Annotated in this window: 12 protein-coding genes; 2 read left to right on the forward strand and 10 right to left on the reverse strand. The window is 63.5% G+C overall.

All coding sequences use genetic code 11. From position 1 onward, the window contains the following. Positions 1-224 precede the first annotated feature (224 nt). Together rnd and NEI07_RS16755 are read left to right on the forward strand one after the other, a co-directional pair. On the forward strand, positions 225-1,397 hold the full coding sequence (gene rnd, locus NEI07_RS16750) for a ribonuclease D (protein ID WP_256036120.1): 1,173 nt from the start codon (positions 225-227) through the stop codon (positions 1,395-1,397). A gap of 247 nt (positions 1,398-1,644) precedes the next feature. Continuing rightward, complete coding sequence (locus NEI07_RS16755; RefSeq protein WP_256036122.1) at positions 1,645-2,031, forward strand: hypothetical protein; 387 nt, start codon at positions 1,645-1,647, stop codon at positions 2,029-2,031. A 57-nt stretch (positions 2,032-2,088) separates the two neighbouring features. On the opposite strand, the gene NEI07_RS16760 is transcribed toward NEI07_RS16755, so the two are convergent. The 10 genes from NEI07_RS16760 to NEI07_RS16805 form a co-directional block, all read right to left on the reverse strand. Beyond that, positions 2,089-3,135: a linear amide C-N hydrolase gene (locus NEI07_RS16760; protein WP_256036125.1), complete on the reverse strand. Its 1,047-nt coding sequence runs from the start codon at positions 3,133-3,135 to the stop codon at positions 2,089-2,091. 50 nt (positions 3,136-3,185) lie between these two features. Then, entirely contained in the window at positions 3,186-4,712 is a 1,527-nt protein-coding gene (gene ppx, locus NEI07_RS16765) for an exopolyphosphatase (RefSeq protein ID WP_256036127.1), read from the reverse strand. Next, entirely contained in the window at positions 4,705-6,939 is a 2,235-nt protein-coding gene (locus NEI07_RS16770) for an RNA degradosome polyphosphate kinase (RefSeq protein ID WP_256036130.1), read from the reverse strand. Before NEI07_RS16770 ends, ppx begins: the two co-directional genes overlap by 8 nt. A 65-nt stretch (positions 6,940-7,004) precedes the next feature. Further along, positions 7,005-7,700, reverse strand: a complete 696-nt coding sequence (locus NEI07_RS16775; RefSeq protein ID WP_256036133.1) for a P-loop NTPase family protein — start codon at positions 7,698-7,700, stop codon at positions 7,005-7,007. After that, positions 7,697-8,914, reverse strand: a complete 1,218-nt coding sequence (locus NEI07_RS16780; RefSeq protein ID WP_256036136.1) for an AI-2E family transporter — start codon at positions 8,912-8,914, stop codon at positions 7,697-7,699. Before NEI07_RS16780 ends, NEI07_RS16775 begins: the two co-directional genes overlap by 4 nt. 1 nt (position 8,915) lies before the next feature. Beyond that, complete coding sequence (locus tag NEI07_RS16785; protein ID WP_256036137.1) at positions 8,916-9,464, reverse strand: CDP-alcohol phosphatidyltransferase family protein; 549 nt, start codon at positions 9,462-9,464, stop codon at positions 8,916-8,918. A 31-nt stretch (positions 9,465-9,495) separates the two neighbouring features. Next, a complete protein-coding gene (locus NEI07_RS16790; RefSeq protein WP_256036140.1) occupies positions 9,496-10,293 on the reverse strand; it encodes an ABC transporter permease in 798 nt (265 codons plus the stop codon). Then, a complete protein-coding gene (locus tag NEI07_RS16795; RefSeq protein ID WP_256036143.1) occupies positions 10,290-11,204 on the reverse strand; it encodes an ABC transporter permease in 915 nt (304 codons plus the stop codon). The genes NEI07_RS16790 and NEI07_RS16795 overlap by 4 nt, the downstream gene beginning before the upstream one ends. A 135-nt stretch (positions 11,205-11,339) precedes the next feature. After that, positions 11,340-12,392: an ABC transporter ATP-binding protein gene (locus NEI07_RS16800; protein WP_256036146.1), complete on the reverse strand. Its 1,053-nt coding sequence runs from the start codon at positions 12,390-12,392 to the stop codon at positions 11,340-11,342. Further along, the gene (locus NEI07_RS16805) at positions 12,389-13,162 is read right to left on the reverse strand and encodes a class I SAM-dependent methyltransferase (RefSeq protein WP_256036149.1); all 774 of its coding nucleotides are present in this window, start codon (positions 13,160-13,162) and stop codon (positions 12,389-12,391) included. The genes NEI07_RS16800 and NEI07_RS16805 overlap by 4 nt, the downstream gene beginning before the upstream one ends. Positions 13,163-13,335 lie beyond the last annotated feature (173 nt).

Below are 13,335 nucleotides of genomic sequence, written 5' to 3' on the forward strand. Positions count from 1 at the left end.
CTTGAGTGGTCCATACGCGCCCCCTGCTGAACGGCATCGCCGCCACCTTGCAGCTCTCCGCTCGGCCCAGCGCGGGCGTGGCGTGCGATGTCGGCGAATTCTCGGCAAAAAGCGTGTATTTTGGTCAAAGCCGGCCGCGCAAGCGCAGCCAACAGCCGCTGAGACGTCCTAAGTCGCTCCTGGGGACTTCAGACCGAGACCAAAAACGTTTAGAACCAATTCAAATGAGTCTTCTCACCACCAATCCCGAACTGACCGCGGTCTGCGACCGTTTCGCTCAGCATCCCTTCGTCACGGTCGACACCGAATTTTTGCGCGAAACCACGTTCTGGCCGCGGGTCTGCGTGATCCAGCTTGCGTCGCCAGAAGAGGCTGTGGCGATCGACGCCCTTGCCGATGATCTTGATCTTGCGCCATTTTTTGGGCTGATGGCCAATCCCGACGTCGTCAAGGTGTTCCACGCCGCGCGCCAGGATCTCGAGATCATCTGGCGCCTCGCCCGACTCATACCCGCGCCGATCTTTGATACGCAGGTCGCGGCCATGGTCTGCGGATTCGGCGAACAAGCGTCATATCTCGAGCTGGTGAAGGCGATCACGCGCGCCAGTCTCGACAAATCGTCGCGATTCACCGACTGGTCGCGCCGACCACTGTCAAACGCCCAAATCGAATACGCCATCGCCGACGTCACGCATCTTCGCGATATTTACACCGCCCTGCGCGCGCGGCTCGAACGTTCCAATCGCCTTGAATGGCTCGTGGACGAGATGCAGACGCTCACCTCGCCCGCGACCTATGAGCAGCATCCCGAAAACGCTTGGGAACGGCTGCGCCATCGCGCGCGCAAGCCGCGCGATCTCGCCGTTCTGATGGAACTGGCCGCCTGGCGCGAGTTCGAAGCGCAAGCGCGCGACGTGCCGCGTTCGCGCGTCCTGAAGGACGACTTGCTCCTTGAGATTGCTCAAGCCGCGCCGCGCTCTGTCGAAGCGCTCGGCAATTTGCGATCCTTTCCAAAAGGTATGGAGCGCTCCCGCGCGGGAACCGACATCATCGCCGCTGTGGAGCGCGGCCTCGCGCGCGATCCCACCACAGTGCCGCGCATCGAACGCGACCGACGCAACTCAAACGGCGCGACCGTCGAGTTGCTCAAGGTTTTGCTGCGTCAGGTGTCGGAGGAGACGGGCGTCGCCGCCAAGATGATCGCGACGGTCGAAGATCTCGAATCCATCGCGCACGACGACCATGCCGACGTTCAGGCGCTGAAGGGCTGGCGCCGCGCAATCTTCGGCGAGAAGGCGTTGGAGTTGAAGCGCGGCCGACTGGCGCTCTCGGTGGAAAACGGCCGGGTCGTTACCTTTGACTGGCAGGCGGCGGACGAGCCCGCGAACGCCGAATAAGCGCCTTACATTGCGCTGCAGCGCAGCAATACAGCTGCGCCATTTTCGCGCGCAAGCGGCTGACGAATATTTGTGCGCCATAAAACTCCCTTGAATATCATATAGATAGCGCGACATTACGAGAATTTATTGCATTGCGATATTGTTGTGCCGCAATGCAGTAGCTACCTTCCATCCCGAGTGGGGCGCAGTTCGCTGCGACGGTCGTTCGTTACGCCGGCCCTGCTCCGAAATGGAAGGATAAGATATGACTACAGGAAATCGAATTGTCGCGGCGGCGTTCGGCGGAGCGCTGTGCCTTGCAGCAAGCTCGGGCCTGTCCGCAGCTGATGCTTCCTTGACGATGAAGCCGCTTATGGCGGCGAGCTTCGACGCTGGCTCGAAGCATGTCGTGAGCTATTTCGTGGGGGGCGAGACTGGCTGCCGTCTCACCATGATGGTCATCGATTCCGCGTTGGACGAGGATCCGACGCCGGCGACCCAGGCGACGCGTCTCGTCGTCACCGTCACGGACGGAAAAGCGGCGTTTTTCGACTCTGCCGTCGGCACGTCCCTGCGCTTCAATTGCGCCTCTGGCGCACAGACCATGCGCGTGGACAAGATCAATCGAGTCGCGCACGCTCCAGTGGAGTAGCATCAAAAAGCGGCGCGTCCTGTGACGCGCCGCGTTGCTCGAGTAAACGCTCGCGCGTCAGTGCGACAGGAATTTGAACGGCTCGGCGGGAACGAATTTGTCCGAAACTTCGCCTGCCAGAATCGGGCTGCCCGTAAGATCGAGCTTCGCGGGCTTGGCGCCCGGTTCGAGCTTCAATTTCGTCAGCTCGACCCAAAAAATCGAAGGGTTCAGCGTCGGCTCGAAATAATAGAGCCGATCCTTGATGTCGGTGACCGAACGCCATCGCGTCGAGGCGATGTTCGGCTCCTGCGGCGTGGATATCCCAAGCGGCACCGAGACGTTTCGAATGATCGAAAAGACGCTGGCGATCGCCACGCGCTTGTCGTCGACTTTCGGCGTCGCGTTCAAGTTCCAGCTGGCGCGGGCGAAGCGATCCGACGCGCGATGCGTGCCAGGAAGGAAATTCGACCCGCCGATCTCGATCCAATAGGTGTTAAGCGCGAGCTGCTGATCGAAAGGCGGGGAATTGGTCATCACCGTGTATTTGGGGTTGTGATGAATGACGAGCTTGCCGCCGAGATATTCGAGTATCGCGCTGTCGCCGGATTGATCGGCCAGCGCCATATGGCTCGCCGCTTTGACGCCGCCGGGAAGGTCGGGCGCGACGATCGCGAAGGGCTCCTTTTGCAGCGCCTTCACCGCATCGGCGACATTCGCGTAATTGTCGAGAACATATTGCGCCCAGCCGCCGACGGACAGCAGCGGCTTCTTGGAGGCTTTCGGGTCTCCGTAATCCGCTTCGGCGAGATAGAGAAGATTAACCGCGAGTCCCGCGTCGTTCATGCCTTCAGCCGTGGCCGCGTTGTAAAAGTCGGCGATGAGCGACCCATATTTCGAGGTCCATTTGATCGACCCCGGACCAACGCCGCCGTCGCGCGCCATGCCGCGCGGGAAGGACCACAAGCTTGTTCGCGGATCGACGTCCCAGTCCATCGTCCGGCCCACAAGATAGTCCTTGTCGGCGGTCCCATAGAGCACGCGCGTGCAGGCTTCGGCGCTCCCGCTCATCGATGCGACGGCAACGGCGGCCGCCAGAAGCCTTTTTGCGAATTGCCTGTCCATATCGAATTCCTTTCAAATAAGTCCGTTTGGGGAGTGAACCGCTTTTGTGTTCAGGGCGCCACCTCGATCTGCGCGTCGGCGCCCATGAGCTTGCCGAGCGCCTTCAGACGATTGAGCACGCGCTCGCTCGCAAGATCGGCGTAAGCGACAGGCAAAGTGAGCGTCGCCGCGCGATCGCAGACCCGCAAGCGCGTGCGCGGCAGCACGCCGGGCATCGACGCTGACAACAAATAAGCGACACGCATGAGCGCCCCGAGAATGCGCGCGCGCGCGAACAGACGTGTCGTCAACAGCGTGCGCAGATCCGAAAGGCCTTCCGCCCCGTCGAGCCCTTCGTGACGGAAGACGATCGCAAGCGACAGGAAGGCGCGGCCCGGATGATCAATGGCGACGAACGGCCCCTGCGTGACGATGTTCATGGCGCGCTGCGCGCGATATTCGGGATGAGCGCGCCAGGCGATGTCCGAGAGCAGACAGGCGGCGTGGCGCAGCCGGCGCTCCTCGTCGGTCTCGTCAATGCCGCTCTTTTCCATATAGGCGTCCGTCCAATCGATGAGATCGTCGCCATAGCCCGGCGCGCGCGCGAATGTCGCTTCCAATTCGCGCGTCGCCGCGAGCAAGGGGTCGACGCGCCGCTCGACCGGCGACAGGCGCTCATACAGCATGCCTTCGCGCACGCCCGCGGCTGAAATGACGATTTCGCGAGGCTTTGCGCGGCGGATGATCTCGTCAAGCACGATCGCGCCATAGGCGAGCAAAGGCCGGCGCGCCGCGGAAACGAAGTCGATGTCCTCAAGCGCCTCGCTGTCGATATGTTCGACAAGCTCAGCGAAGTCGGCGGCTTCGCTCGTCTGGATGCGGTAATGATGCATGACGCCGAGCGCATAGTTGCGCTGACGCATGTGGAGTTTGGCGAGCGATCGCCAGGTGCCGCCGACCGCGTAAAAGGTGCGGTCCTTGAGATGATCGAGCGGCTTCGCGTCGGCGATCGCCTTGCGGGCGATGCGCGTCGCCTCGCGCATCGAGCGCCGCGAGGCGTCCATCAAGGCGAGTCCGCCCAGCGGCAGGGTGATCCCCTTGCCGAGCGACTCCTTGTGGACGTCGATGAGTTCGAGCGAGCCGCCGCCGAGATCGCCCACGACGCCGTTCGGCTCATGGATCGCCGAAATGACGCCAAGCGCGGAAAGCTCCGCCTCGCGGCGGCCCGAAAGCAGCGAAATGTCGCGCTGAATGGCGTCGCGCGCCGCGTCCAGAAAAACATCGCCATTCTTGGCCCCGCGCACCGCCGCGGTGGCGATCACCTCGATGTCGTCGACGCCCATCGTCTCGCACAGCGCCCGATAGCGGCGCAGCGCCTTCATCGCCTTGTCGACGCCCTCATCCGGCAGTCGGCCGGTCGTGAGGACGCCCTTGCCGAGACCGCACATCGCCTTTTCGTTGAAGATCGGGGTCAGCGCGCGCGCGAGCGCCTGATAGGCGACAAGACGCACCGAATTCGAGCCGATGTCGACGATCGCGACGGGTTTTGGCGCGGAGTCGGAGCGCTGCGTCGCGCCACGCGCCGCCGCCTCAAGCATTTTGGCCGCGCTTTAAGAGCGAGCGCGGCCGCCAATCCTTGAGCGACTTTCCGCGCCCCGAAAGCGAGGGATTGGTCATGAAATATTTGTGCGCATTGAAACGCTCCTCGCCTTCGGGCGGAACGATGCGCAGCGACGAGCCGTCCGGCAGGACGCGATAGCTCTGCTCATTGTCGATGAGATTGGCGAGCATGATCTGATCGAGCACCTGCTGATGCACCGTCGGATTGACGATCGGCATCATCACCTCAACTCTTCGATCGAGATTACGCTGCATCAGATCGGCGGAAGAGATGTAGACATGCGCGCGCGGATGCGGCAGCACATGGCCGCCGCCGAAGGCGTAAACACGCGCGTGTTCGAGAAAGCGGCCGACGATCGACTTTACGCGAATGTTATCGGACAGTCCGGGAACGCCGGGCCGCAGACAGCAGATGCCGCGCACGATGAGTTCGATTGAGACGCCCGCTTGCGACGCCGCATAAAAGGCGTCGATAATTTCGGGATCAACAAGCGCGTTGCATTTGCCCCAGATGACGCCCGGCTTGCCGGCCTTCACGAAGGCGATTTCCTCGTCGATATGCTCGAGAAGCTTCTTCTTGAGCGAAATCGGCGACACCGACATGCGCTCAAGCCCGGCCGGCTCGGCATAGCCGGTGATGTAATTGAAGATACGCGAGATGTCCCGCCCGATCACCGGGTCGGCGGTGAACACCGAAATGTCCGTGTAGATGCGCGCCGTCACAGGGTGATAATTGCCGGTGCCGACATGGCAGTAGGTGACGAGGCCGCCGCCTTCCCGGCGCACGACGAGCGACAATTTGGCGTGCGTCTTGAGCTCGATGAAGCCGAAGACGACCTGCGCGCCGGCGCGTTCGAGATCGCGCGCCCAGCGAATATTCGCTTCCTCGTCAAAGCGCGCCTTCAATTCGACGAGCGCGGTGACGGATTTGCCCGCCTCCGCGGCCTCCACAAGCGCGCGCACGATCGGACTGTTGTTGGAGGTGCGATAGAGCGTCTGCTTGATGGCGATGACATTGGGATCGCGCGCGGCCTGTTGCAGGAACTGCACGACGACGTCGAAAGATTCGTAAGGGTGATGGACCGCGAGATCCTTCTGCTTGATCGCGAGGAAACAATCGCCGCCATTGTCGCGCACCCGTTCCGGAAAGCGCGGGTTGTAGGGCTTGAATTTCAGCTCCGGCCGGTCGAGCGCGACGAGTTCGGAAAGATCGTTGAGCGCCAACATGCCGTCGATCTCGAATGTTTCCGGCTCGTTGACGTCGAGCTCCTCGGCGACCAGCGCGCGCAAGGTCGCCGGCATATCCGCCGCCACTTCGAGCCGGATCACCGAACCGCGCCGACGCCGCTTCAACGCGGTCTCAAAAAGAAGCACGAGATCTTCGGCTTCTTCCTCGACTTCGAGATCGCTGTCGCGGATGACCCGGAACAGCCCCTGCGCCCGCAGCAAATAGCCAGGAAACAGCCGCTGCGCGTTCATCGCGATCAGCGTTTCGAGCAGCATGAAGCGCTCACGACCAGCGACGCCCGCCGTCGCCGGCAAGCGCACGAAGCGCTCGATCTTCGGCGGCAGGCGGACGAGCGCCTGTAGCGTCTTGCGATCGCCGGGGCGCACCAGTTCGAGCGCCAATGTGAAGCCGAGATTGGGGATGAAAGGAAACGGATGCGCCGGATCGACCGCGAGCGGCGTCAGCACCGGAAACACGCGGCTGAGGAAATATTCCTCAAGCCACTCGCGGTCGGCCTTAGAGACGTCCGCGGGCTCGACGATAACAATGCCGACGTCTTCGATCTCGGCGCGAAGCTCGCGCCAGCGCCGCAATTGCTCGCTCGTCAACAGCGTGACGCGCTCGGTGATCTTCGTCAGCTGCTCGGCGGGCGTCAGGCCGTCCTCGGAGCGCGCCGTTACGCCCGAGCGCACCTGCCCGCGAAGGCCGGCGACGCGCACCATGAAGAATTCGTCGAGATTATTGGCCGAGATCGACAGAAATCGCAGTTGCTCAAGCAACGGGTGATTGCGGTTGGAGGCCTCCTCCAGAACGCGGCGATTGAATTCCAGCCAGGACAGCTCCCGATTGATGAAGCGCTGGGGAGAGGCCGCAAGCTTGGCGGGATCCTCGACGAGAATCTGGTCGGCGCAATCCATCACGGCGATATCGGCGCCCGTGCGCTGGGCTGCGAGTTTATCCTGAATATGCAGCTTCATTTCCACTTCCCGTCCCGGCCATCATGCCACAGGCCTGTGCGGCGGCGAAATCCTTCGGCCAATCCTTAAGTAAACTTCTCAATAACCTTGGCCGCGAGCGCCCGTGTGACAGGCCGCCCCTGCGCCAAAGCCTCGCGGTCGAGAGCGGCGACAAAGGCGCGTGCGGCGGCGAGAGAGCGCTCCAGCCTCAGCGCGGCGAAAGCCAGCGCCGGCGGTTCGACGAGGAGCTGTCGATCCGCGAAGAGCTTCACCAGAACCGCGCGCATCAACGTCTCGTCCGGCGCGCCGATTTCGACGATCGGGGCGCGCCGCAAACGCGACAACAGGTCGGGAAGCCGCGTGTCTTCGGCCCGCGGCGGGCGGGCCGCGCTCATCAGCAGGTAAGCGCCGTTTTCGTTCACAAAATTCAGGAGATGAAACAGCGAGGTTTCGTCGGCGACGCGGTCGACGTCATCGATGACGACGGCGCGCGGCGCCTGCGCGACCAGCCCTTCCAGCGTCGGCAGGGCCTCGGGCGCAACCACAAGCGCGCTCGCGCGCGCCGCCCAAATGGCGCAGAGGTGGGATTTGCCCGCGCCGGCGGGCCCGATCAGCGCGAGAACCCGATCGGGCCAATCCGGCCAGCGCTCGATCATCTCGAGCGCCGCCCGGTTCGATGCGGCGGGCAGAAACTCTTCACGTCCGAAGCGCGGCGTCGTCGGCAGGTCGAGCGGCAACTGACGTCCCCGCTCGCGTTTTTCCGGCGCGCCGGCCTTTGTCATGTGCGGTCGGGGATCGGGTGCTGATAGAGCGCGCTCCCACGGTAGCGTTTTGCAAGAAAGCGCATGAAGGCGCCGAGCGCCGCCGCCACAGGCACGGCGACGATAAGCCCCGTAAATCCGAAAAGCGCGCCGAAGGCCAGCAAGGCGAACATGATCCAGACCGGATGCAGCCCGACGGAGGCGCCGACGAGCCGCGGCGACAGCACATAGCCGTCCATGATCAGTCCAGTCGTCACGATCGCCACCGCCTCGATCGGCAGATGGATGTGCGGCCAGCCCTGAACGATCGCGACGATGATCGATAATACGAAGGCGGTGACGGAGCCGACGTAGGGGATGAAGCTCAGAAAACCCGCGATGACGCCGATGAGGAACCCGAAATTCAGCCCGATCGCCGAAAGCCCCCCAGCATACCAGACGCCAAGGAACAGGCAGACAAGCGACTGCCCGCGCACGAAGCCGGCAAGCGCGCGATCGATGTCGCGGGCGAGCGAGCGCACGTCGTCGCGATGGCGCGGCGGAATCAGATCGTCGATGATGCCGACCATGTGATCCCAATCGACCAGCATATAGAAGGCGACGACCGGTGTGATCACGATGAGCGAGATGACGTTGATGAGCGCATAGCCCCGCCACAACAGCGATTTCAGGAAATCGCCGAGCAACGTCGCGCCCTGGCTCGTGAGGTCGTTTATATATTTTTGCGCATCGAAAGACGCCGCGGCGCCGCCGAGTCCGAATTCCTTCAGCCAGCCATTGATGGAATCGCTCGTGACGCGCTCGCTCCATTGCGTAAGGAGGCCATGCAGCGTCTGCAAATAGCCCGGCAGCGAGGTGAGGAAGCTCGCAAGCTGATGCGAAAGAATCGGAACCAGAACAACGGCTGCGGTCCCGACGACCAGAATAAAGACGACGAGCAGAAGACCCGCGGCGCCCAATCTCGACAGGCCCAGCCGCTGCAGCCGGTCAGCCACGGGGTCGAGCAGATAGCCGAGCGCGGTTCCGGCGACAAAGGGCGCAAGCACCGGGCTCAGGAAATAGAGCGACAGGCCTAGCGCCAGAAGCGTCAAGCCCCAGAGCGCCAGCTGTCGTTCGAGGCTCAGCCCCGCCCATTGCAGCTGCCGCATCTCGGCGTCGTCGCCCGCTTCGAGAGGCGGCGGAATGACCGCCGGCTGCGCAGTATCGGAGCCGAGCGTCGGTGTTCTCTGTGACATGTCACAGCCTCATATGCTGGACCCAAAGCCACAGATAGACGCAGGCGGAAGCAACGGTCAATGCGGCGACGAGGGCGATGAGCGTTACGTTTAACAGCGGAATATGAAGGCCGTATGCCTGAACGGCCAGAACGACGCCCGCGAACACCAGTTGCGCGGCGGTGGTCGCCTTGGAAGAAAAATGTGGATGCACCTTCATCGGCCGGCCCATGAGCCACGACAGCGACACCGCCCCCGTGATCATGACATCGCGAAACACCACCATGATTGCGAGCCAGGCCGGCAGCGCGTCAACGATCGCGAGCGTCACGTACATCGAAACGATGAGCGCCTTGTCGGCGATGGGATCGAGAATTGCGCCAAGTTCCGATTGGAGACTGTAAGTGCGGGCCAGCCAACCGTCCAGGGCGTCGGACAGGCCGGCGACGGCGAAGAGCAGGAAGGCGGCGGTCCATTGCCGCTCGACGATCAAGATGATCGTCGCCGGCGTCAGCACGAGACGGCCAATGGTGATGAAATTCGGAAGCGAAGCGAACCAATTTTGAGTCATGATGCATTATCTGGCGCGGGCGCCAAGCTTGTCACCACTTGCCATCGCGCCGCGCGCGCCCGGACGAAACAAGCGCCGCGAGTCCGAGCGCTACGGCGACGAGCGCCAGAAGCAGCGTCGAAATGGCGTTGATCTGCGGCGAAACGCCCAGCCGTACCTGTGAGTAGATGCGCATCGGCAGCGTCGTCGCGCCGGGTCCCGTCGCAAAACTGGCGATGACAAGGTCGTCGAGAGAAAGAGTGAACGCCAGGAGATAAGCGGTGACGATCGCCGGCGCGATCTGCGGCAACGCGACGCGGATAAAGGCCCCTAAAGGCGTCGCCCCCAGATCCATCGCCGCTTCTTCGAGCGCCGGATCGCTGTCGCGCAGCGCCGCGAGAATCGCGACCGTCGTGAAACACATTGTCAATGTAACATGACCGATGACCAGCGTGACGAAGCCTCGTCCCACCCCGAACGCGACGAAACAGGTGAGGAGCGCGAGGCCGAGCACGACCTCCGGCAGAACCAGCGGGGCATGAACGGCGCCGAAGAACAGCATGCGCGTGCGAAAGCGTCCAAACCGCGCAAGCGATATGGCGGCCAGAAGGCCCAGCAGAGTCGCGATGGTGGCCGAGGTCAGCGCGGCGGCGAGGCTGATCTTCGCCGAATGCAGAAGCTGCTCATTCTCCAGGAGCGCCGCATACCATTTCGTCGAAAACCCGCCCCACACCGAAACCAGACGCGACGCGTTGAAGCTCATGACAGCGAGAATGACGATCGGGGCGTAAAGGAAGACAAAGCCTATAAAAAGTGTCGCGCGACGCGCCCATGAGGCTGCCGCGCTCATCGAGCATCGTCCTCATCGGCAAGCCGCGCCCGCTCCCACAGCAGCAGCGGAATCATCAACACAGCGACGAGCGCGATCGCCGCGGCGGAGGCCGCCGGCCAGTCGTGGTTGGAGAAGAAGTCGTTCCACAAGGTTCGCCCGATCATCAGCGTCTCGGATCCGCCGAGGAGATCCGGAATGACGAATTCGCCGACCGCCGGAATGAAGACGAGAAGCGCGCCCGCAATCACGCCTTCACGCGAGAGCGGCAGCGTCACGCGCAAGAACACCTGCGCCGGCGACGCCCCGAGATCCGCCGCCGCCTCGCGAAGGCTGGGGTCCTGTCGCTCCAGCGCCGCGTAGAGCGGCAACAGCATGAAGGGCAGATAGGAGTAGACGATGCCGACGACGACGGCGCCCGTTGTCGCGAACATTTGCAGCGGCGCGCTAATGAGCCCCAGCGCCATCAGCGCGTTATTGATCAACCCATCGTCCTTCAATAGCGCGATCCAGGCGTAGACGCGGATGAGAAAGCTCGTCCAGAACGGCGCCGCCGCAAGGCCGATGAGCATGGGGCGCAGGCGCTCGGGCGCGCGCGCCATGGCGAGCGCGAAAGGATAGGCGATGATCAGCGCGATCAGCGTCGAGACCGCGGCGATGGTGAGCGAGGACAGATAGGATTCGAGATAAAGCGTGTCGCTCATCAGCGCGCGATAGGCGTCGAACGAAAAGGTCTGCGCCTTGGCCCAAATGGCGGCCAAACTGTCGGAAGGCTCGAAAATCGGCCGATAGGGCGGGCGCGCAAGCACCGATTGCGAAACGGAAATCTTGGCGATGAGCAACATCGGCGCAAGGAAAAAGGCGCCGATCCACAGATAAGGCGCCGCGATCACGAGCCGCTCGCCCAGCGAGAGTCGGCGGCGTGCGCTCATGCCATAGGCCCGGTGACAGCGCCCTCATCCTGAGGAGCGCCTGAAAGGCGCGTCTCGAAGGACGAGGGCGTCGCGTCGCGTCGAGCCCTCCCCAGGACGGCGTTATGGCGCCGGGTTCGTCCTTTGAGCCTCATCTTACGTCTCCTCCGCGAGAAGCGTTCCCGCGCCAGGTGGGAAGTTGAGCCTCACGGAGTCGCCGATCGCGTGGCGCTCGCCATGGCATGCGGCCGCGCGCAGAACGATGTCCCTGGCGACGCGCACCCGCAGCAGCGTCGTTTCGCCGCGAAACACGAAGTTCTCGACGAAACCCGCGATTCCCTCGCCTTCGCGCGCAACGCCGATCCGCTCGGGGCGCACGCTGAGCGTCGCCCGCGCGCCATCGGGCAAATCTCCAGGCTCGCAGGGGATTCGTCCAAACTCGGCCACCAGCGCCGCAGCGCCGTTGCGGTCGAGGCGTCCCTCGATGAAATTCGTTTCGCCGACGAAGCCGGCGACGAAGCGCGTCGCGGGCCGGTCGTAAATCTCCATCGGCCCGGCGACCTGCTCCACCCTGCCCGCCCGCATCACCGCAATGCGGTCGGCGAGCGCCAGCGCTTCGTCCTGATCATGCGTGACGATGACGAAGCTCGTCTGCGTCAGCCGCTGGATTTCCTTGAGCTGAAACTGCGTCTCTTCGCGCAGCTTGCGATCGAGCGCGGCCAGCGGCTCGTCGAGCAACAGCATTTTCGGACGCGGCGCGAGCGCCCGCGCCAGCGCGACGCGCTGCTTTTGTCCGCCGGAGAGCTCGTCGATTCTGCGATGGCCAAAAGCCGAAAGCTGCGTCATCGCAAGCAATTCGCCGACGCGCGCGTCGATGGCGTCTCTCGTCCCCCCTTGCCGTCGCAGACCGAAGGCGATGTTCTCAAAGACATTGAGATGCGGAAATAGCGCATAGGACTGGAACATCATGTTCACGGGTCGCCGATAGGGCGGCACGCCGGAAAGATCGACGACGCTCAGCGAAATCGTTCCGGCGTCCGGCGACTCGAAACCCGCGATGCAACGCATCAGCGTGGTTTTGCCGCAGCCGGACGGTCCAAGAAGCGCGAAGAATTCGCCGGCCCCCACGTCGAGCGACACCTCCTCGAGCGCAACGACGGCGCCGAATTTTTTGCTGACGCCTTTAATCGACAGCAGCGGCGCGCTCACCCGCCAGCCTCGCCGCGACGAAACTCGGCGCGCCAGTGGCGCGCGAGGCCGCCGCTTGCCGGAATATCCTCCAGCGCAACCAGCCGAAGACTGTCGAGGGCGAGCGATTCGATAGTGGTTCGCGCGAGCGGCCATGGCGGGCCGCCAAGGTCTTCGCCTTCATCACGCGCCCGCGAGATGACGAGCAGCGTTCCGCCCGGCGCGACAAAGGAAGCCAGCGCCCGCGCGGCGTCGGGCAGAAGCGTCTCGGGAAGCGCCTGCAGCGTATAAAGCTCGTGCACGAGATCGAAGGCGCCGCGCCATTCGGATGGCGCATCGAAGAGATCGGCGACGCGATAGTCGACCGCGCTCTGCGGAAAACGCTCGCGCGCCCATTGCACGGCCCGCTCGACGAGATCGAAGGCGACGACATGCGCGCCGGCGCGCGCCAGCGCTTCGGCGTTGTCGCCCAATCCGCAGCCGACGTCGAGCGCGCGAAGGCCGACGAGCGAGCGCGCGGCCAGCCAATCTTCAAGCAGCGGGCGCGGCTCAAGATGCGCCCAGGGCACGGCGGCCGGATCGTCCTCGGCGAGAGCGTAAACTGCCTCGAACCATTCCCGGCGCTTGGGATCGGCCTCGGTCCCGCCGGGACGCTTATGCGGATCAACGGCGTCGAGCCTTTCGCGCGCCCGGGCGCGGCGTTCGGCGAAATCTTCGCCTAGAGCGCGCTGCGAAAAAGTGGAATCCGGTTTTTCGCCTGGAGCGCGCTCTAATCCTTTGGAATCGATCACGTCATCCGCATCTGGGCGATCCCGCCCAGATGCGGCGTGATCTATGCCTTCGGTTCGCGCGCCTTCTCTTCCCATCCGCCGCTCTCGCTCTGCTGGTGATAGACGAGGCTATAGCCCAGATCGCGCAGTTCTTTCCATTGCGCGCGCGCATCGGCAAGTTCGGCGTCGTCGCG

The organism is Methylocystis suflitae (assembly GCF_024448135.1).
GTDB classification, from domain to species: Bacteria; Pseudomonadota; Alphaproteobacteria; order Rhizobiales; family Beijerinckiaceae; genus Methylocystis; species Methylocystis suflitae.